A 20,115-nucleotide genomic window follows, 5' to 3' on the forward strand; every position below is an offset into this window, starting at 1 on the left:
TAAAATAGTATCGAACCTTCACTTGGCTGAGGTCGATCGCCTCGGTGCCGGTGTTCTTCAAATTGAACTGCGGCGTAATGGCATTGCCGCTCGCTCCCGTTCCGCCATTGCGATACTGCACCTCCAGCGTTCCCGTCCCAACCGGAGACGCGGTCGGTGTCAGCGTCACTTCGTTCGACAGCGTCTGGCCGCTGCCGTTGCTCGCTGCGATCCGGTACGTGTACGTCGTCCCGTTCACGGCGGCGGCATCCGTATAGGTCAATGCCGTCAGCCCTGCCGCCACCTCTTCAAATGCCCCGCTCCCCGTTCGCCGCTGCACCGCATAGCTGTCCGCGCCATCCGAAGCGGCCCAGGCCAGTACCGCCTGCGCATCGCCTGCCGTCCCTACGAGCGTGAACGCACCGGGCAAGGCGCTGCCTGCCTGCGGCACAGCCGATGCCTGCGCCGACGCAGCGGATTCGCCTGCCGCATTTACGGCGGTTACGACGTAATAATACGTCTTGCCGTTCGTCAGCCCGGTGTCCGTATAGGTCGTTCCGTTCACATTGGCAGCCACTGCCGTGTACGGGCCCCCATCTGCCTCGGCACGTTTGACGGTGTAAGAATTCGCTCCCGAAACGGAGTTCCAGTTCAGAACAACCTGTTCACTGCCGCTGGCGGCCGTCAAACCGTTTGGCGCAGCAGGAACTTCGGTTTCCGGGCCGCTGCCGTCGCCAAGAAGACGTTCGAATTCGCCATAAGCTGTCGCCATGTCCACTTGGGACCAGAAACGGTGATACGTAAAGGTTGGCGCACCGTTTTCCCATTGTTTCGTTTCCGGATTGTAGGACGCCTTGTACAGGTTATCCAGGTATGTCCAAGCCGGGTCCTGCTTGATTTTTGGACGCAAATCGGAATAACCGATATAGACGCCATTTCCTCCCTTTGCAGGATCGGAAGGAATGCTGCCCGTGCCCGGAAGCGCGTTGCCCTGTCCATATGATCCCGTCCAGTTGGCCGGAAGGTAGATCTCTTTGGCGAAGAAGCGGAAGTAATCTTTGCGCACCTCTTCGGAAACGATCCCTACCCCGTCGTTGTAGTCCCACGCCGTGTCCAGCAATTGCTCCGCCAAATTCTTCGCTTCTTGGCCTTGGGCGTTAAATGCGCCATGCTCGGCCTTGGTCGCCGCCGCGAAGAAGGTCAACGTTTTGATGTAACTGCCCAGTACCCCAACATCCTGCGACGGGTCTTTGGTCGTTACGCGGAAATTTGGATTGTTCGTGTAAGAAGAGAAACCGGTCCATGAATCCGGCTGCCCGTTCCATTCCTGGCTGCCTGGAATCCAGAACTCTCCCGTCGCTGGCGTGGTTGCTACCTGCACGTTCGTGCCGCCAAGAATGCGCTGTCCTGAAGCATCCAAATAGTATCCCTGGGAATCCGTCACCGGACGTTCATTGACGAAAACATAATCCTTCGACCAGTCAATCCACTTGGAAATGACCTTTTTCGCCATCTGGAAATTTTCCGAGCTCAGATCGCCGTTCTGCGCAAGAATGTAGTACAGCTCCGCTACGCGCTCCATCGACCAAGCCTGCATGCCAAACCACGTATTGGAATCCGGATCGCGGTATACCGGCGCTTCCTGGTATGCCATATCGTAGAACGTGCTCGTTCCGGACGGATAAGCTTTATAGGCACCTCCGTAGCTGTTGGTAGCGCCGCCGCCGATCGCTCCCTCATGGGATTGCAGCCAAGTGTAGAATTCAAGCTGGCGCTTCAGCGTAGCGTTCCAATCCGCTTTGGCCGTGTTCGATTTCGGGATTAACCCGCCAGCGGGATCGGATAATGCATAAGATGCGACCGGATTTTGGTACCCCTGGTGCGTATGGCTGGAACCGATGCGCCAAGCCCAATTGCCGCCCTGCCCCAAACCGCCGCCCCAAGCGGTGTACCAGCCCATAAGGTACATGTTGGAGTCTTTGCCCGTACCTGCGGCCGGACTGCCGTTTTTGGCGCTTCCAACTTTTTGGAAATATTTATCATGCAGTCCGTAACGCAGGTAATCGCCCATCTTTTTGGCTTTATCGAGATAAGCCTGGTTGTCGTAACCCATTTCCTTCGCCCAATACAGTACTTGAACCGCGCGGGCATCCGCATCGGTGGCATTGGTATAACGCCATTGCGCTGCTGGTGCCTGGTTCTCCTTTGTGAACAGGCTCATGAAACCCTCACCCGCTTTGCCGAACGATTTGTCGTCTTGAGACGGGTGCGGAACGGCTTCCCAGACGGATTCCTGTTCCCCGCGTTGGAACGTATTGACGTACGCTGCCGTATGAGAAGGATTCAGCAGGTTGCCGAAGCCGTACCAGTTATCGACGTCAAGCAGCCAGTGCATCAGGTAGGTCTGGTTGTTGCCATAGGAGGATTTCAGCTCTGCGTCCAGCGGGTCCCTTCCGGCCTGGTATTGCCCGTTTAATTCTGACGGATACTGGTCCGGAAAGGGTTTCTCCGCAGCATATGTCGCCGGGCTGTTCGGATTATAGTGGCTCATCGTAGGCTGCTCTTCTTTGCCATCCCCCTCATTGACGGGAATGATGTATTTTTCCATGTTGTCCCACGCGGCCTCGAGCTTGGACCAGTCACCCGTGAAATGCCCATACATCGTTTCGAGCCACAACCAATAGCTGTACGCTTCGGAAGTCGTCATGTGCCCATAATCCGGCGCTTCGCTGATCAGGGTTTCAACAGAGTGATAAGGAATTCCCTCCGGAGAGAAATATCCGTTGGCGGGGTCTTTCAACTGTCCGTACAGCTCCATGAAGCGCGCTTCATTGATTCCTTCCGCTTGCAAAGACTGCTCTTCGGCAAAAACCGTTTGCGGGCCTGCCCAAAGTCCCGTATACCCGGTGAGCATGACCGTTCCGGCCAGCATGGCCGCCAGGCTTTTTTTCGCAGCTGATTTCAACATGATACATACCTCCCTGTAATCTTGGAAATAGAATGGAATCGATGTTGTTTTCCCTGCTGACTGCAATCTGTTGTCTCATGGTTCAATGCCCCAGGCCTTTATGCCGTCGATATGCGCCGTTACTTTGTTCCAGGCGGCGAAGCCCGTCATTGCCCCGTCGTACGAGTAATCGTTGGTCTGATCGAAGCTCGCCCAATTCGTTTTGGAGAACCGTCCCTGGATCACGCCGGTCTCCGCGCCCGGTGCCAGACTGCCCGCTCCCGGCTTGAAGCCGATCTCCAGCACGGTATCCGCATTGCCCTTCGCCGGGTTCAGCGCGATGAAGGCAGCCTCCACGTTGCTGCTGCCGATCTGGGCATAGTCGCACCAGAAGCTCATGTCCACGTTGCCGTCCTTCGTAAAATAGTATCGAACCTTCACTTGGCTGAGGTCGATCGCCTCGGTGCCGGTGTTCTTCAAATTGAACTGCGGCGTAATGGCATTGCCGCTCGCTCCCGCCCCGCCATTGCGGTACTGCACCTCCAGCGTTCCCGTCCCAACCGGAGACGCGGTCGGTGTCAGCGTCACTTCGTTCGACAGCGTCTGGCCGCTGCCGTTGCTCGCTGCGATCCGGTACGTGTACGTCGTCCCGTTCACGGCGGCGGCATCCGTATAGGTCAATGCCGTCAGCCCTGCCGCCACCTCTTCAAATGCCCCGCTCCCCGTTCGCCGCTGCACCGCATAGCTGTCCGCGCCGTCCGAAGCGGCCCAGGCCAGTACCGCCTGCGCATCGCCTGCCGTCCCTACGAGCGTGAACGCGCCGGGCAAGGCGCTGCCTGCCTGCGGCACAGCCGATGCCTGCGCCGACGCAGCGGATTCGCCTGCCGCATTTACGGCGGTTACGACGTAATAATACGTCTTGCCGTTCGTCAGCCCGGTGTCCGTATAGGTCGTTCCGTTCACATTGGCAGCCACTGCCGTGTACGGGCCCCCATCTGCCTCGGCACGTTTGACGGTGTAAAAGCTCGCTCCTGCGGAAGCCGTCCAGCTCAAGGTGATCTGGCCCTGGCCTGCAGCAGCCTGCAACGAAGCTGGCGCAGACGGGACCGTTACGGGCAAGACGCCCGGTTCCTGGCCGTAAACGAGCCGTCCGGCATCGTATACCGGCAAATGCGCGCTCTTTTGCGGAGTCCCGGCTGCCAATCCCGAATGGGACGGATCGTTGGCCGCGCTCCATGCACCTTGCGGTCCGCTGATGCGAAACTGCACTTCTTTCCGATAATGCCCCTCGCCGCCGGGGTAGAGCTTGCTCCCGCTATAATCCGCCGTTACGGCATAGATTCGGCGAGCCTCATCAACGACGATGGGCTGTGATACGGCTGCTCCCTCGCTGTAGGCCGTCGTCACGCGAACGTCGGCGACCGTATACCCTGCGTCGTATACCTCACTCAGATCGAGATAATAACGGAAGGACAGCCGGTCTCCCATTTTGGCAGGCCACGCGGAGCGATTGTTCAATAATGCCCGAATCTCCGTATAATCGGGGCCCTCGGCCTTAATGGATGCCTCGACGAAATATTCATCCGTCTTTTCTTCGGGTTCCGGAAAATTCGCCAACGGTTCATCGCCTTGCCCGAACAACAGGTTCATTTTGGCAAGCGCTCCCGTAAACGCTGCATTATAATCGATCGCCACCTCGTTGCTTACATAATCCGAAATGGAGTCCGTGTAACCGTCGGATGCATCAGGCCCGCCCACCATCGCGCCGTATAAGGTATGGCGATGGGATGCCGGAATGTTTTCGCTGTTCGCCCATGAACCATGGGCTGTGCGATGATGCGGATGCTGCGGCGGATTCTGCCCGTATCCGACGACGTAACTGCCTTGACGCGGATTGTCGCCGAGGATGTAATTGATCTGCGAGACGGCAAAATCCCGATACCTCGCTTTCTTCGCCGGATCATTCACCCAGTCGGAATATACGAACGAAATGAAAGCCGCATTCGCTGCATATCGAAGCGATCCCCACTGGTCCAGCCAGGCCAGGCCGCCAGGCGTGTATCTCACCCTTTGCCCATTCGTTCCGACCGTCCAATAATCCAGATTACGCTCCGCGGATTGGATGAACCTTGCCGCTTCGGGCATGTTCAACCCAGACGTGATGCGCGCCAACAAAATTTGGGCACCATAGTTTTTGTTGTCCCAACCATGCGTCCATGTAAATGGCCAGTTGTATGCCCCTCCGGTCGAGGGCCATGCATCGGTTGCGGCTATCGCCTTGGACAAGTAAGCGTTATCATTTGTTGCCAGATAAAGCCATGTCGCTCCCCATGCCAGTTCATCTTCGTACCCTGACCAGGAATTGTAGAACGTTCGCGCATCCGTAATGCAGTCGGAATATTTGCCACGATACGTGTCGGCAAAATGATAGAGCTCCTTTGCGTGCTGCAGCAATCTGGAGGCATACGACGGATCATCCGCCGCAAAAACGATCGAAGATGCCGCAAGTGCCGCCGCCGTTTCTCCCGCAAGGTCGCTGCCCGGACAAGAGGCATCGATTTTAAATGCCGGGCGATCCATCGGCATGACCTCGGCCGGTCCCCACCAGGCATGGTCCGTTTGACCCGCTCCGACTTGTCCCCATAATTCGTTCGGTTTTGTGTGCGCTTTCATAAAATAATCCGTCGCCCAGCGGATGTTATCCTTGATTTCCTCGAGTTGACCGGCCTGTTCGTATCCTTCGCGGTATTCTACCACAGACCAGGCGAGCATCGTGGCAGAGTATGCCATCGGCAAACCGAATTTCACGTGGTCTCCGGCATCGTACCAACCCCCGGTCAGATCCACGCCGACGTCGGCCCCGTCCCTCAAGCCCGAATCGCCGCGCCATTCTACCCTGTTCGACTCCGGCAAAGTTCCGGAACGCTGGGTTTCATAGAAATAAATCGCCTTCTGCAGCGCTTCTGCATAGTTGTGGCCATTTGCGGCCGCATCCGCTCTGTCCGTCAACCCATGCATGAATGTACCTCCTGTCAACAGTCCTGCCGATAACGCCAACATAACGAGACGTTTACGCCAGCTTGACTTCATCTCCAACCATTCAACTCCTCCGTCTTTCGTATTGTTCGATTGCCCCATGTCGAGGTTTGTTTAAACCGCTCCTTTCCATGGCGTGACTCCAAGTTTTTCCACCATTAATTTCCATTATAGTCTTTTGCACCGGATGCAATATAAGCTTTGGTGACTTCCGGAATAACATTGTTGTGACCTGGATCAGGCATGCAAAAAAACCTTATCCCGCGCCGCTAAACAAGGGCTCGGGATAAGGCACCGGAACTATACTTTGAATTTGTTGATCTGTTCTTGCAGTTCTTCGGCCATCTTCGACAGGGAAGCTGCCGAAGATGCGATTTCTTCCATCGAGGCCAACTGCTCTTCCGTGGCTGCAGATACATTGTGCACACCGCCGGAAGCTTCCTCCGCGATGGCCGACACCTGTTCCACATATTTGACGACTTCGTCGGTGCTCGCTGCCATCTGCTCTGCACCTGCCGACACTTCCTGAATTTCGCCGGCAACTTTGCTGACGGCATTCGAAATCTGTTCAAATGCATCCCCGGCCGCCGTCACGACTTCGATGCCGCTTTCCGTTTCGTTGCTGTTTACTTTCACCGCTTCTACGGCTTGCTCGGTATCGGACTGAATCAGGTGTACCAGATCCGTGATGCGCTGCGCCGACAGCGAAGACTCTTCGGCCAGCTTGCGCACTTCGCCGGCAACGACCGCGAAACCGCGTCCATGGTCTCCCGCCCGGGCTGCCTCAATGGCCGCATTCAGAGCAAGCAGATTCGTCTGGCGTGCAATGTTGTTGATGACTTCGGTAATCGTGCCGATCTCGGCCGAACGTTCTCCAAGGCCTGTCACCAGTTTGGATAACGAAGCAATCGAAGTACGCACGGAAGCCATCTGCGTTACGGCCTCCTTGATGATCATGTTGCCCTCGGCAGACATGTTGGCCGCATCCACGGCCGATGTGGATACACTCGTCGCCAACTGCGCGATTTGTTCCGAACCGATCGCCATCTCGCTCATGGCTTGGGACGAACGTTTGACGAGGTTCACCTGCTCGGACGTACCTACGGCCAACTCTTCCACGGTTTCGGAAATCTGCTCGGATGCTTTCGTATTTTGCTCCGCGCTGGCGAGCAGTTCCTCCGAAGAGGCTGCTACCTGTTCCGAGGTCGTCGCCACCGATTCGATCATGACGCGCAAGTTCGCCGTCATCGTATTGAATGAGCCGGCGAGCGTGCCGAGCTCGTCCCTGTTTTTGAGGACGATCGTTTCGCCTGTAAGATCACCGCTCGCAATACGCATGGCCGCTTCATTCATTTGTTTGATCGGTTTTGAAATGATAATCGAAATAAAGATAGCGATGAACATCGCCAGCGCAAACGAAACGATCGTCACGACCAAGATCACGTTAAACGCAAATTCCGCCGATTCAACCGAAGAACTGGTTGCTGCTTCGGACGCCATATTTCCCGAACTGATTAATTGCATAATCGTCTCGTTTGCCGTAAACCAGAACGGGTACGCTTCCCTATGCAATCGGCTTGACTCTTCATAGTTGTTCTCCCGGCCCAACTTGATGAAAGCAGGCATTTTCTCAGTATAGGCATTGTAATTCGTGATATACTTCTCGTACATCTTCAGCGCATCTTCACTCCCCGAAAGATACGTTTTCAGTTGTTCGTTCTTTCCCTTGAGCTCCTCCTGGAGCTGGTCGAGCGTTTCAGCCATTTTGGCGTTCTCGCTCGCGTCCTGTTCCACAATGATCCCCAGTGCCAGCCTTTCGATATCCGACACATCCCCGTTCATTCCCCCAAGAAGAGTAACGACAGGCATCCACGTCTTGTCAATCTCATCCGCTTTCTTTGACATGTTGTGAATCTGGGTCAGGGCATACACGCTTACAAATGCCAGTAAACCTACCACGATTAAAAATCCAGCTAACAATTTCATGCGAATCGTTAATTTAAATCTGTTCTGTGCCGTTCCCCCGGCATCCTTCATGGCTCCCACTCCTTAACTGATACATACCTATAGTATATCGACAAAAATCGGCAACGATTATAGAGAAGCCATTCGATATTTTTTCAAATTTCATATAACTTCCGCAAAACTCAAAAAAACTTGAGGTTACTGGCCTGGCCAGTATCCATCAAGCTTTTGCTTTTACCCTATTCGATGATGGCTCCGCTCCTCCTCTACAAAACTATATAGGTTGAACCTGACATTTACACGATAACGGAGAGGGCAGAAAGAATCTGGAGAAGCGAAGCGGTCTAAAAGCTTTCTGAAAGAAAGCTGCATCGGAAGCATAAGCTTCACCGGATCTTCCCTTTGAAAAAAGGGGATCAAAAAAATCCGGGGATAACAGTGATCGGAAGATGGTTCTGACCACGTAGTGACTCCGTGTAAAAATCATCGGTTCAACTTATATAGCGAAAGACTTTGCGATGCCATTTGATGAAAAAATCAGGGACCGACTTCGTATAATTGCGCGTCACGATCAATGCCACGCTGACCAGGCTCCCCAATAGGAAACCGCCCAAAATGTCGCCAGGATAATGAACGCCCGCATATACGCGGGACACGCCCGTTAGCACAGCGAGCAGCAGCATCCACCATCCAAATCGCCGCCCGATAAAAAAGGAAGCTGCCGCAAGCGCAAATACAAAGGATGCATGTTTGCTGGGAAACGACGGATCGGGCACATGCGGAATAAGCTGGTTCACGTGGCCTTCGACGAATGGCCTTGGATGGTCCACGATCGGCGAAATCCCCCACTTTGCAAGACATAAAGATAGAATAGATGCCACACACGCATAGAAAACGATGCGCTGTTTGGCAGGGTTGCCCATAAACCAGACGATGACAAGCAGGGCGATCATGACCCATGCTGCATATTCAGCCGACGTCATCATGAACCAGTCCAATAGCGGTACATGATCGGCAAATTGGTTAATCCAGTCGAAGACAGATTGATTCACGGTATTATTTCACACTCCATTTACAACAAACTCGATTATTTTTTACACTTTATCGATTCACCAACGAAATGTCAAATTTATGCCCGTAATACCTAACATTCGAAATCAAAGGGGACATTCCTCTTACTTTTTGTTAAAATAGTTGGGGTTACATATCAGTTCAACGATAGAAAGGTGAAATTTCATGCTGAAGAAATGGTTATGGGGGACCGCTCTGACCCTGGCTCTTGCCGTAACGGGAATCATCATTTACTACGGATATTCGATCGCTCATTTTGCGAATAGCATATCGACGGCCTCGCACACCCCAACGGCTTCTACGGAGACAGGCAGCTCAGAGAATGCGCCAGAAACCGCTATACCGAAATGGGAAGGCAAAGAGCGCGTGAACATCCTGCTGCTTGGGGGCGATTCCCGCGGAGATGATGCAGGCCGATCGGACTCGGTCATGGTCGCTTCCATTGATCCGGTCACCAAAACCGCCCATCTGTTCTCCGTGCTGCGCGACACCTATGTCGACATTCCGGGGCATGGCAAAAGCCGGCTGAACGCCGCGTTTTCCTATGGCGGAGCCGAATTGACCAAACAAACCGTAAGCCATCTGCTGGGCATCCCGATCCAGCACTACGTCTACACCGATTTCACCGGTTTCATCGCGCTCGTGGATGCGGTCGGCGGCATTGATATCGACGTGGAAAAGGACATGCACTACACCAGCAAAGCCGACAAGCATATGTACGATATCGATCTGAAGAAAGGACTTCAGCATATGGACGGAAAAACGGCTTTGCAATACGTGCGTTTCAGGCATGACGCCACATCGGACTTTACCCGCACCGAGCGGCAGCGGATCTTTATGACCGAGCTGGCCAAAAAGCTGCAAAGCACCTCTTCGCTATTCAAAGTGCCGGAAATTCTGGAAGCGGTGGCTCCGTACATCGAGACGGATCTGAGTCCGACCCAGATGCTGAAGCTGGCTGCGCTCGGATTTGACATTAATGTCAACGAGATTGATAAACAGCAGATCCCTCCGTATAAGCTGCTGACCAACGAAATGGCGGGCTCCGCTCAGGTTCTGGGCGTGGATGTCAACAAGCTGCAAGCCTACATTCAGGATTTGTTCGATCAAGATGCGCAGCAGCAGACGCAAACAGAGACTGATTCTGAAAGCGAACTTGAAATAGAAACCAAAACCACAAATTGAAACACAACCCTGACGGACGGCGATAAGCCGTCTTTTTTTGCCTCTTTTCCCCATTTAATGCGGGCTTAATGTTGAGCAGGTACGCTTTAATGATGAAACGGCGACAAGGAGGGAGTATGGATGGGCAAAACACGTATCGAAGAATGGACGCAGCTGCGGGGATTCGCTTTTCTCGCGATCGTCATGCAGCATAACATTGCCGAGTACATCTACCGCCCGGACATTGAACAGCCGGATTCCATCATGCTGGCCATGATCTATCATTTGACGCGTTTTGGCACGCCAACGTTTGTTTTTTTGTCAGGTGTGCTGCTGTTCTATCATCATCGTCATGCCAAACCGGATTACGGCCGCTTTATTCGCAAACGTTTCGGGGACATTTTCGTTCCGTTCATCGTCTGGACGGGAATTTACTGGATTGCGGTTCGCATCTTTACGCCTCAATTCTGGCAGGCAGATTCGCTGGATGTCACAAGTTTGCTGCGTGAACTGGTTATTCCGCAAACGGGATACCACCTCTGGTTTATCATCATGATTTTTCAATTCTATTTGCTGTTCCCTCTCTTTCTCAAGGGTACGGACCTGATCGAACAGCGAATCTCCGCTGCCCGAAGACTAAGCCGGGGGAAGTGGGTTGCTCTTCTCGTTCTGGCAGCTGCGGCATGTTATGCCCTGCTGATGAAATGGTCCTATTATGATATGGCCGGGTGGACAGCCGCATGGTCGCGGCCTTGGTCGTTTTTGCTGGAATATCGATCTTATTCCTGGATGATGTACTGGTTTTATTTTGTGCTGGGCGCCGTATGTGCCTGGTCGGTCGATGATTGGCGTCACCGGACCGTACGCGCCCTCCCTTATACGATCTGTGTATTCATTGGTATGTATGTGTGGCTTGGTTACGACGTGCTTCGAGGTTCTGGCGAAACGATGAACCTGAACATCTCGACCTACCTGAAACCGACGACCTTTGTCATCATTATGGCCCAGATGCTGATGCTGTATGGCTTTCTCGTCCTGTTGCGCGGCCAGAACACGCGGTTTCAGCGCCTGCTGGCCTGGATCGGCCGTTATTCATTCGGCGGTTATCTCGTTCATGCACTTGTTATTTACGGCATTGCGTACGTGACCCGGCCGCTGCAGTTGGCTGGGTGGCATTTGCCGATGACGCTGTTATCCTTTGTCTTGACGGCGGTGGCAGCACTTGGCATGAGCCGCGGCTTATCGCGTTTGCCCGGAGCGCGCTATTTGACCGGCTTGAACAAGGGGAATCCCTCCAATTCCAAGCGAAACCGTTCCAATGGTGAGCCAACTTACGGCACGCCGCGATCCGATCGCCCGGTTGCCAAACCTTATCTTTGAAGCAACGCGCATTGGCGCAAAAAAAAGAGGCTGCCCCGTCGCATTCATGAAGCGTTGGGCAGCCTGATTACATATAGGCGTAAGTGTTCCTTCACACCTTATTATTTATTTTGCTTCCGCTCCAGCGGGATGCCCTGGAGCGCGGTCATGGGGTGCAGGGCGCGCCCATCCCTTGCGGTGCACCAATCGCTGAAGATCATCCGTTAACTGCTCCTTCAGCTTGTCGATCAGTTGGGTCTCACTTATCCCGTGAGCTTTGGCCACTTCGGCCAACGATTTGCCACTCTGCAGCTGCTTCTGCAGCTCTTCGGGCGTAATGCCGATAAATTCGGCGATGACCTTGTGGTTAATGGGCGGCTTTTTGCCTGCAATACCGGCAAACTCACGCCGCAAGTCCTTCAGTGGCGTGCGAATGACTTTCAGCAGCTTCTGATCCATGGACTGTTTGGCTGCCGCCGCCTGTTCTTTCGTCAGGCAGCCTTCGTTCGCGGCTTTGTCCAGTCTCTGAGACAGTGTCGGCTTCAATTTCTCGAGCAATTGGCTTTCGCTCCAGCCTTTGCGTTCCTTCGCGATCTGAGCCAGCGTTTTGCCCTGCTCCATTTGCTCCTTCAGCTCCCTGAGTCCCACGCCGAGCAGGTCCGCTGTTTCGCCAATCATGAACAGACCGTGGCTGGCCTGCATGCATGGAGCCTTCTCACCCGTAAACGAGGATGCAGGGGCTACATGCTCGCTGCCCCCTTGAACGGCTGGCGCGTTGGCCGAAACCAGATTTCCAGCCGCAAAGAACAGCGCAGCCGCCATGAAGCCAGCCAGCCATTTTTTTTCATTTATTTTCATGTCCATCCTACCTTTCGTGTACACATGGATTCGTAACAAAGTGTCATGCAAAGCCTCTCTCTCTATTTTGGTCCCATTATCCTTTTTTTTATTCCAACATTTTGCATGTTTCGATCCCAAAATAGGCTTGAGAGTCCTCAATTACTGCCATAACGCCTTAAATGTCACCATATTTTTCACAATTCATCACAAAAAAACCTATTTTTTTCAAAAATTTTCCGCTATACTGGGATTAACTCCAAGATCTAGTCAAATAGTCCTTGAATTCACTCAAGCAGGAAGGACGTAATCCAATGATGCGGAGAGAATGGTTTGATCCGTTTAGATCCGATGTGGAGGTGGTATTCGCTGCCGCCGAGCAGCTGGTGCAAAACTATCCCGGACCGATATCCCATTATGCCGGGGAACAGCTCAAATTGGCCAATCCCTTATTGCGGGATAGCGGGCACAGCTATATTGGTTACATCATCCCTCTGTGGATGCAACACGCCGGCCCCGGCAGACTTCCCGCAGAGACCGCACACAAGTTAAGCACAGCCTGTCTGATTCATATGTTGTATTTTCTGATCCAGGATGAAATCATGGATCAGCGTCCCGAAGATATCACACTCAAGCTGGCACTCGGAAATCTGTACTACGTCGATGCGCTGGGCATATACCGTGAATTGTTCGGCAACACGTCCCTATTCTGGAGTTATTACAGACAATATGTCATGGAATGGTCGACCGGCGTCACGGAAGAAACGATGTCGGACCCCTTTGGCATCAATCCGCTTCGGAATGCGCAAAAGGCCGCACCTTTACTGCTCGGAGCCGCAGGTTCTCTTCTGCTGCTGGAACAAGAGGAACGGATTCCTTCCTTATGCGCCGACCTTGACATTGCGCTGATGACGCTTCAGATGACCGACGATTTTACGGATTTCAATGAAGATGCCGAGCATGGGAATTACAACAGCTTCCTTTCGTACGTATCTTCGGCCATGAAGCTGGATTACCCGGCATATCCCGTAAGTGAGCAGGTTATTCGCAACACGTACAATTCCCGGTTTATGAAGTCCTATGCAGACATTGCCTGGCATCATTACACTCTTACATCGTCTAACGATTGGATTCCGCAACTCCGGTCGTTCAACCTTTTTTTGTGCTCTGCCTTGGATCAAGCGATTGAAGAGGTGGAGGCCCACAAAAAATCGTTAATGCAAGGCGGCTTTTCGTATCTGATTCATGCCAGTCAACAATCATGATCCAAACAATCCAAAATGGGAAGGGAATGTTCACAATGATGGTATCAGAAAAAACAATGCGTGAGGATATTATTGAAAAAGCGTGGATGGACGAGCAGTTCAGACAGCAGTTGCATGCCAATCCAAAGCAAGCTTTGCGCGAGGCATTCGGCATTGAGATTCCGGACAACGTGAAAATCCGTACGGTGGAAGAACAACAAAACGATTATGTGCTCGTTATTCCTCCAAATCCCTCCAAAGTCAATTATGATGTAAATTGCGGACCTTGGAGAGATTAATATTCCCATTCTGATCATCCAGGGGTAGCGGACAAAAAAAGGTTGTACCCTCTGCCGGGCTCGTCAACTGACGAACTCGGCAAACGATACAACCGCTTCTGTCCCTACCCCTTTAGTGCTTGTAAACGAGATTTGTCCGTTCATAGCCTCTACAATACGGAACGTCACCATCATGCCCAGGCCTGTCCCCTTAATTTTGTTCGAAAAATAGGGTTCACCCAGACGATGCAATGCTTCTTCATCCATTCCTTCCCCGTTATCCCTGACATGGACCTTGATGATGCCGTCCTGCGCATACGCCCAGATGTCAATTTGACCCTGTCCTTGAAGAGCCTCGATGCTATTTTTGATGATGTTGATAAAGGCTTGCTTGAACTTTGAGGAATTGCCCCGAATCCAGAGGTTTGGCGGAATATCCGTCGTAATTTTCCCGCCCTCCAGATTCGCCATGGGTACAAGAATGCCTTCGATATGATCGAATTCTTCAGCGATGTTGAGCGAGGCAATCTGATCGAATTCCGGCTTCGCAAACGTCAAGAAATCGGTAATGATATCCGAGGCACGATCCAACTCTTCGAGGGCGATTCTCACGTATCCTTTATTTATATGGTCTTCCTGTTCTGTCATCAGCTGCAGGAAACCTCTCGTTACCTGTAGCGGATTGCGGACTTCGTGTGCCACGGAAGCCGCCAGTTCGCTGATGATTTCCATTTTCTCCGAACGCTGCAATTCGTTGTTGAACAGTTCCAGTTCCTTGGAGTATTCAATCACCTTCGTATGTTTTTCGGCAAACCGGCTGCCCAGAATGGCAATAAGCGATACGATAAACGCCGCCATGGACCATTTCCACCATGTGAGGTGATATGCTCCGCCGCGTTGGTAAAACCATAACAGTTCCGCAACGCTCACCAAAGCAAACGTACCGAAACCTGCCGCGAGCATGATGGCTTCCCTGTTCTTTTGCATCGCTTTGGAGACCGTGCCGATCATCAGCAAAGTGAGCAAAACGACGAGCACGATTCCGTTCCCCTTTTGCACCAGAATCACGTAGAGCAAGTTCACCTGCCCCTCGGAAGCAAAATAAACGCTCAATGCCAGGACGGCAATGATGGAGTACACCAGTTGGAACTTTCTCAATTTGGTAAATACGCCGTACGGCCCTCTCCCGATAATCTGTTCGAAGAAATAACATAATGCAGGCATGCCTGACAGCATGGCCGTATCAAACAAAACGGAATAGAGGTTGCCTTGGTTTTGATAGAACGTGTATAGAAATGGCGAATACGTAATAATCATGATTCCGATGGATCCCATGACAACGCATAGCGAAATCCACAGGCCTTTATGAAACTTTCCAAAAAAGAACGTACAGCTCACCATCGTAATTGCCGTAAACAGGAACGTTGCTCCGAGAATGACATCGAGCAGCCCGCTGTGAATGTACTTCTCCTGCAAAACGGTATATCGCCCAATTTCCACAGTGCCTTGAATGCCCAAACGACCATTGCTGTTCTCGGACCATATGTAGAGCCGATCACCCGAATTGCTTTGATTGAGGGGAAGTAAAACGGCATTATTGTCATAATTATAATGATAGTTTTCATACACTTTACGGTCTTGCAAATACATGACGATATGCTGGCCCTTAATGTTCTCGAAACGTATAGCCGGGCTATCCTCATTCAATTCCGGGATCGTAAGACGAGTCCATAAGGATTGGGTGGGCTGCCCCGAAGATTCGTAATCCATTCGGCCTGAACCTCTTCTCTCCCACACGTCATCCAGACCGCTGATTTCGCTAATAAACCCTTGGTCATTCACATTTCCCCATTTAATCTCCCACATCGTAACGGGGATAGAACGGTTATTCTCTTGAACAGCCGCCGCGCTCGTACCAAGTGGCCAGACCATGAAAAATAACAATCCGATCCATAGGACGATGATTGCTTTGGGCACATTTTTCATTCACAGCACCTCAAAGTTCTAATTTTCTATCTCCCCTTCTTTGCTTCATGTTATCATTCGCCATATGTGAAGATGTCACCTTCTAAAGTCGGTAGAAAAAATCACATTTTAGTATAAATATATATTTTTTCCATTTTGGAGATGATCTCTCCAATTCGGTTATCCATTTAAATCCTCATACTGGTTTTCAATCATTTCGCGCTCCATCTTCTCATGGCGCTGGCGAAATTCCAGCCACTGCTCCGTTTCTTCATCTTCGTAGATGGTCCATATGTCGGAGAAAAGAAAATCGCGGACCTGCACGACTTGTCCTGCCCAGATGCCGCCGACCCAGAACAGCCCGTCCGGACGCCGGATCACGGTTCGCGAGAACCCTGGCGTTGACGCCTTTTGCCCGATCCTGATCCGACCGATCATATTGCCTAGCGTAAACCAATCCAAACCAAGCCCTCCTTTTTACTACGTTTAATGATATCACAGACAAAAGACAAAAATCTGCAAAATCGTCCTTATACAACCATTAATGCCGTTTATGGCTGGCCGCCGTTGGATATTCAAGCGCGGTATTTCATTCACGCTTCCCCGGAAATAATAACTTGGCGGGATTGCATCCCTGCGCTTGAGGGTAATACAAAACAAGAACGCCAATTTGCCGCAAGGAGTTGATGAAGATGCCAGATCAACCGACCGGGAATAACGAAAGCGACCGTGTCTACGACCGTTACCAACGTTATCGCGACTTTCCCCCTGAAATTGAAATGCCATCCGGAGAAATGGAAGCTTTGGATGAAGGTACCGGACAACGCATCCAAATGGAAGATGATCCGTCCCGCAAAGTTTCCAGAGTTCAGAGATTGAACGACCAGCATGAAGAGCAGCTTGAGTCACGCACCGCAGAGCCTGTCCTGGAATCCGTTCCCGACGCGGATACACTATTTCCGAACAGTCCGGTAGACCCCGCCGCACCTGATCCGGATGCACCCCATGGCACGGATCTCATCAATGGTGCAGGCGGAGCTTCGCCTTCGTAACGCATCGGAATCCCGCTGTAATTGGAGAATACCGTTTGCCGTATAAACGCCCAAAAAAACTGACACATCCAGTGGTTGTGTCAGTTTTTTCATTCGTTCAAACAAACCGTTTCCGATTCGCCGAATTACGTTGAAACCTTATCTGATGAAGACTTGTCGGCACCAGGCAGCCTTCGCTCCAGTCCGGACCATCTGGCGGCAATCGCCGTCAGCAGCAGCGCAGCTCCATTGATGACGAAGATCCAGCGAATGGGCAGCCATCCGCCGAGCATGCCGCCGATGAGCGGCCCGGCCATCGTCCCGATCTGGGAAGCAGACTGGTTCAGGCTGAAGGCTCTGCCGCGGAACCCTGGCTCGGTTACCTGTACGATCATGGCATTGATCGCCGGGAATACGGCTGCGAAGAACAAACCGTACACGAACCGCAATATGCCGAACCCTACGTAACCCGTCGTGAAAAACTGCAACAGATTCCCGACGGCTCCCCCTACAAGTCCGATGATCAGCACTTTGCCATAACCGATGCGGGAACCGATCTTCCCCCATTTCGGGGCCATGATCACGGTTGCAATTCCCACGGCCGAGAAAATGATGCCTGAGCTGAGCGAAGCCCGGTCCGGCTGTACGCCCATTTCCATGACGTACACGGTCAGCAGCGGTTCCAGAATCATGACCGAGAACGTGCATATGCCCATCATGCCGAGCACCGTTATGAACACGCGATTGGCTCTCGCTTCGCGAATGTCATCCATGACATGGGAACGCGCCTTGTTCCGGTTGAAATTCTGTTCTTTGACCCAAAAGGTAGCAATCAGGGCCGAAATAAGGACCACGATCGCCGAAAACAAAAACGCGCTTCGATTGCCGTAATAGTGGCTGACCACACCGCCGATGAGCGGCCCGATGATGCCGCCCGTCGCTCCGGAGGTCGACATGATGCCGAGCGCATACCCCGTTTTTTCTTCTGGCGTATTGGTGCCTACCAGAGCTATCGCTGCCGGGACGAAACCGGCCAGCAGTCCTTGAAACGTGCGCACGACGATCAGCGAATACGGGTCCTGAATGAAATAATTGATCAAATACAAGACCGCAAGGCTGTATCCCGACCGGATCAGCATCGGCTTGCGACCGTACTTGTCGGCGAGTGACCCCCAGAAGGGCGACACCAGCGCACTGGCCAGAAACGTGATGCCAAAGGCAAGCCCTGACCAGAACTCCAGATGATTCCGAACGCCCAGGTCGTGACTTAGAAACAAGGGCAGAAACGGAATGGAGATGGAATAGGCCGTGCTGCAAAAAAACACCCCTATCCACAAAATAACCAGATTGCGCTTCCACGAGAAGTTCATTTCCCTGCACGTCCTTTCCTTTGCCGACGCCGGGACTGCCGCATATGCTGGAGCGAACGGTACAGACCCGTACGTCCCTGCCTGAGGAAGCATTTCCCTTATTTTACACCCATCCTCCCATGAAGGCCATCCTTTATAGTCTGCGTCTATGCCATCGATTGCCTTTTCGGCGGCAAAAAAGGTATGATAGTTTGTGGATGACGACAGGCCTTACTGTCAGAACCCCGACGATGCACATTGCAGGGAGGAACGTCTTCATGTTTGGTCGATTGAAAAAAACGACGGCAACTTCGCTGATGCTGGCGTTGTTGCTTATCATCATTAGCGGCTGCGGGCGCGCATCCAGCGGCGCAGCCGAAACGCCCGAACCGGTCGAGCCGGAAGGCCCGAACCCGGTGGCAACCATCGAGATGCAGGATGGACAAAAAATCGTCATCGAGCTGTACCCGGGCATCGCGCCGAATACGGTGAACAACTTCATCTCGCTGGCGAACAAAGGCTTTTACGACGGAACGATCTTCCATCGCGTCATTCCGGGCTTTATGATTCAGGGCGGAGATCCGAACGGAAATGGTACCGGGGGGCCCGGATATACCATTAAAGGCGAATTTACGTCCAACGGCCATAAAAACAATCTGAAGCACACGCGCGGCGTCATTTCCATGGCGCGAAGCGGGAATGATCTGGATTCGGCAGGCTCTCAGTTTTTCATTATGGAATCAGATGCCGATCATTTAGACAACGCTTATGCTACCTTCGGTAAAGTAACGGAAGGCATGGAGGTCGTGGATGCCATCGCTGCTCAAGAACGAGACAAGAAGGACAAGCCCCTTCAGGATCAAGTCATGAAAAAGGTGACCGTCGACACCCATGGGCTCGAATACCCTGAACCGGTCAAAATGCCTTAATTGAACGTATAAAGCTCTGCCCCTCGCCGATGTGCGGAAGGCAGAGCTTTATCGTTTCGTCCCTTTTTCGTTGTTAGCGTTTACATTTATCAAAACCAAAACCCTCGCTTTACGTTTTTTCATGCATGTAATGATATCCATAACCCGTAACCCGTAATGCTGGCTCTCCTGTGCTTCGAAATGGTTCTGCAGCATCCTACAACATATGGCTGAGCATAAGCACCCAACCGATAATCGCCATCCACAGCGGGATGCTGAAGGCACACCCCCATGCAAGCCCTTTCAATAAACTGCGGTTCATTTCCACGACCAACGACTCCTTTCACCAGGGAATAGTCGAAGTATCGGTAATAATATATGAGTTTATACCCTTTTTCATTCGCGCTGAAGCTCCCACTTTCCTGCTTTTTCGCCTGCTCCATGGAACGGATTTTGCGAACCTGATATACTATAATGACTACCCTGCAACAGGGTGTCTGCATGCCATACTGATGTATGTTTTTGAAAGGAGATCGATTCCCATGGCCAAATCAAAAAAACACTCCCCTGCCCCAAAGGCAGCCCAAGATAAACCGGCAACGCTGAAAGACCTTCTGAGCAGCGACGTGCTGGCAAAGCTCAAAGCACAGGCCGATGAGGCCAAGGCGGCGGAAACGGAACGCAAAGAACGGGAACGTCAGGAAGCGGAAGCAGTACGCAAAGCGGAACAGAAACGGCTGGAGAACGACTTCGAGTACCTGCTGAACAACAGCTCCTTGGATTGGAAAAAACATAAATAGACGCCATGGCGAAGGCCGATGGCTCTTATGCTACAAACAAGACAGCGTCCCGGGACGCTGTCTTTTTGAGATGGATCGTTTTGTGATGATCGTTTTGTGATGGTTCGTTTTAATGTTTCTTTTGACGCTCATTTTTTGCTTCATGCCTCTCTCGCCGGGTAAATAGGGATAAACCGTCATTT

General features: G+C 52.3%; 15 protein-coding genes. 7 read left to right on the plus strand and 8 right to left on the minus strand.

Annotated elements, in window-relative coordinates; all coding sequences use genetic code 11:
- The 4 genes from L6H98_RS23510 to L6H98_RS23525 all read right to left on the minus strand — a co-directional run.
- The coding region (locus tag L6H98_RS23510; protein ID WP_236420115.1) for a glycoside hydrolase family 48 protein at nucleotides 1-2,947 on the minus strand (2,947 nt) is incomplete at its 3' end.
- A gap of 75 nt (nucleotides 2,948-3,022) precedes the next feature.
- Nucleotides 3,023-5,944: a glycoside hydrolase family 9 protein gene (locus L6H98_RS23515; RefSeq protein ID WP_236420116.1), complete on the minus strand. Its 2,922-nt coding sequence runs from the start codon at nucleotides 5,942-5,944 to the stop codon at nucleotides 3,023-3,025.
- Between the two features lie 318 nt (nucleotides 5,945-6,262).
- The gene (locus L6H98_RS23520) at nucleotides 6,263-7,999 is read right to left on the minus strand and encodes a methyl-accepting chemotaxis protein (RefSeq protein WP_236420117.1); all 1,737 of its coding nucleotides are present in this window, start codon (nucleotides 7,997-7,999) and stop codon (nucleotides 6,263-6,265) included.
- 419 nt (nucleotides 8,000-8,418) lie between these two features.
- Entirely contained in the window at nucleotides 8,419-8,979 is a 561-nt protein-coding gene (locus tag L6H98_RS23525) for an undecaprenyl-diphosphatase (RefSeq protein ID WP_236420118.1), read from the minus strand.
- A 184-nt stretch (nucleotides 8,980-9,163) separates the two neighbouring features.
- Between L6H98_RS23525 and L6H98_RS23530 the strand changes: the two genes are divergently transcribed.
- Both L6H98_RS23530 and L6H98_RS23535 read left to right on the plus strand, forming a co-directional pair.
- Nucleotides 9,164-10,183 carry an LCP family protein gene (locus tag L6H98_RS23530; RefSeq protein ID WP_236420119.1) on the plus strand — a complete coding sequence of 340 codons (1,020 nt, stop codon included), beginning with the start codon at nucleotides 9,164-9,166 and terminating at the stop codon, nucleotides 10,181-10,183.
- A gap of 120 nt (nucleotides 10,184-10,303) precedes the next feature.
- The gene (locus L6H98_RS23535; RefSeq protein ID WP_236420120.1) at nucleotides 10,304-11,542 is read left to right on the plus strand and encodes an acyltransferase; all 1,239 of its coding nucleotides are present in this window, start codon (nucleotides 10,304-10,306) and stop codon (nucleotides 11,540-11,542) included.
- A gap of 105 nt (nucleotides 11,543-11,647) precedes the next feature.
- Here L6H98_RS23535 and L6H98_RS23540 read toward each other — a convergent pair whose 3' ends face one another.
- Nucleotides 11,648-12,379, minus strand: coding sequence for a hypothetical protein (locus L6H98_RS23540; protein WP_236420121.1), 732 nt, complete (start codon nucleotides 12,377-12,379; stop codon nucleotides 11,648-11,650).
- A 293-nt stretch (nucleotides 12,380-12,672) separates the two neighbouring features.
- Between L6H98_RS23540 and L6H98_RS23545 the strand changes: the two genes are divergently transcribed.
- The gene (locus tag L6H98_RS23545; RefSeq protein ID WP_236420122.1) at nucleotides 12,673-13,623 is read left to right on the plus strand and encodes a hypothetical protein; all 951 of its coding nucleotides are present in this window, start codon (nucleotides 12,673-12,675) and stop codon (nucleotides 13,621-13,623) included.
- Between the two features lie 35 nt (nucleotides 13,624-13,658).
- A complete protein-coding gene (locus L6H98_RS23550; protein ID WP_236420123.1) occupies nucleotides 13,659-13,901 on the plus strand; it encodes an NHLP leader peptide family RiPP precursor in 243 nt (80 codons plus the stop codon).
- A 63-nt stretch (nucleotides 13,902-13,964) separates the two neighbouring features.
- On the opposite strand, the gene L6H98_RS23555 is transcribed toward L6H98_RS23550, so the two are convergent.
- A complete protein-coding gene (locus L6H98_RS23555; RefSeq protein WP_236420124.1) occupies nucleotides 13,965-15,866 on the minus strand; it encodes a HAMP domain-containing sensor histidine kinase in 1,902 nt (633 codons plus the stop codon).
- A gap of 159 nt (nucleotides 15,867-16,025) precedes the next feature.
- On the minus strand, nucleotides 16,026-16,307 hold the full coding sequence (locus L6H98_RS23560) for a hypothetical protein (protein WP_236420125.1): 282 nt from the start codon (nucleotides 16,305-16,307) through the stop codon (nucleotides 16,026-16,028).
- 230 nt (nucleotides 16,308-16,537) lie between these two features.
- On the opposite strand from L6H98_RS23560, the gene L6H98_RS23565 reads away from it, so the two are divergent.
- On the plus strand, nucleotides 16,538-16,897 hold the full coding sequence (locus tag L6H98_RS23565; RefSeq protein ID WP_236420126.1) for a hypothetical protein: 360 nt from the start codon (nucleotides 16,538-16,540) through the stop codon (nucleotides 16,895-16,897).
- Nucleotides 16,898-17,022: 125 nt separating this feature from the next.
- Here the strand turns inward: L6H98_RS23565 and L6H98_RS23570 are convergent, their stop codons facing one another.
- Nucleotides 17,023-18,246 (minus strand): MFS transporter, encoded by a 1,224-nt coding sequence (locus tag L6H98_RS23570; protein ID WP_236420127.1) that lies wholly within the window; start codon nucleotides 18,244-18,246, stop codon nucleotides 17,023-17,025.
- Nucleotides 18,247-18,503: 257 nt separating this feature from the next.
- Here L6H98_RS23570 and L6H98_RS23575 point away from each other — a divergent pair, with 257 nt between their 5' ends.
- Together L6H98_RS23575 and L6H98_RS23580 are read left to right on the plus strand one after the other, a co-directional pair.
- Complete coding sequence (locus L6H98_RS23575) at nucleotides 18,504-19,154, plus strand: peptidylprolyl isomerase (RefSeq protein WP_236420128.1); 651 nt, start codon at nucleotides 18,504-18,506, stop codon at nucleotides 19,152-19,154.
- Nucleotides 19,155-19,675: 521 nt separating this feature from the next.
- Nucleotides 19,676-19,933, plus strand: a complete 258-nt coding sequence (locus L6H98_RS23580; RefSeq protein WP_236420129.1) for a YqkE family protein — start codon at nucleotides 19,676-19,678, stop codon at nucleotides 19,931-19,933.
- Nucleotides 19,934-20,115 lie beyond the last annotated feature (182 nt).

This window comes from Paenibacillus sp. JJ-223 (assembly GCF_927798175.1).
Taxonomy (GTDB): Bacteria; Bacillota; Bacilli; order Paenibacillales; family Paenibacillaceae; genus Paenibacillus; species Paenibacillus hubeiensis.

Coding starts and splice junctions, on each gene's coding strand:
- L6H98_RS23515 (WP_236420116.1), bottom strand. CDS start 5,944: ATGCATGGGTTGACGGACAGAGCGGATGCGGCCGCAAATGGCCACAAC.
- L6H98_RS23520 (WP_236420117.1), bottom strand. CDS start 7,999: ATGAAGGATGCCGGGGGAACGGCACAGAACAGATTTAAATTAACGATT.
- L6H98_RS23530 (WP_236420119.1), top strand. CDS start 9,164: ATGCTGAAGAAATGGTTATGGGGGACCGCTCTGACCCTGGCTCTTGCC.
- L6H98_RS23535 (WP_236420120.1), top strand. CDS start 10,304: ATGGGCAAAACACGTATCGAAGAATGGACGCAGCTGCGGGGATTCGCT.
- L6H98_RS23540 (WP_236420121.1), bottom strand. CDS start 12,379: ATGAAAATAAATGAAAAAAAATGGCTGGCTGGCTTCATGGCGGCTGCG.
- L6H98_RS23545 (WP_236420122.1), top strand. CDS start 12,673: ATGATGCGGAGAGAATGGTTTGATCCGTTTAGATCCGATGTGGAGGTG.
- L6H98_RS23550 (WP_236420123.1), top strand. CDS start 13,659: ATGATGGTATCAGAAAAAACAATGCGTGAGGATATTATTGAAAAAGCG.
- L6H98_RS23555 (WP_236420124.1), bottom strand. CDS start 15,866: ATGAAAAATGTGCCCAAAGCAATCATCGTCCTATGGATCGGATTGTTA.
- L6H98_RS23565 (WP_236420126.1), top strand. CDS start 16,538: ATGCCAGATCAACCGACCGGGAATAACGAAAGCGACCGTGTCTACGAC.
- L6H98_RS23570 (WP_236420127.1), bottom strand. CDS start 18,246: ATGAACTTCTCGTGGAAGCGCAATCTGGTTATTTTGTGGATAGGGGTG.
- L6H98_RS23575 (WP_236420128.1), top strand. CDS start 18,504: ATGTTTGGTCGATTGAAAAAAACGACGGCAACTTCGCTGATGCTGGCG.
- L6H98_RS23580 (WP_236420129.1), top strand. CDS start 19,676: ATGGCCAAATCAAAAAAACACTCCCCTGCCCCAAAGGCAGCCCAAGAT.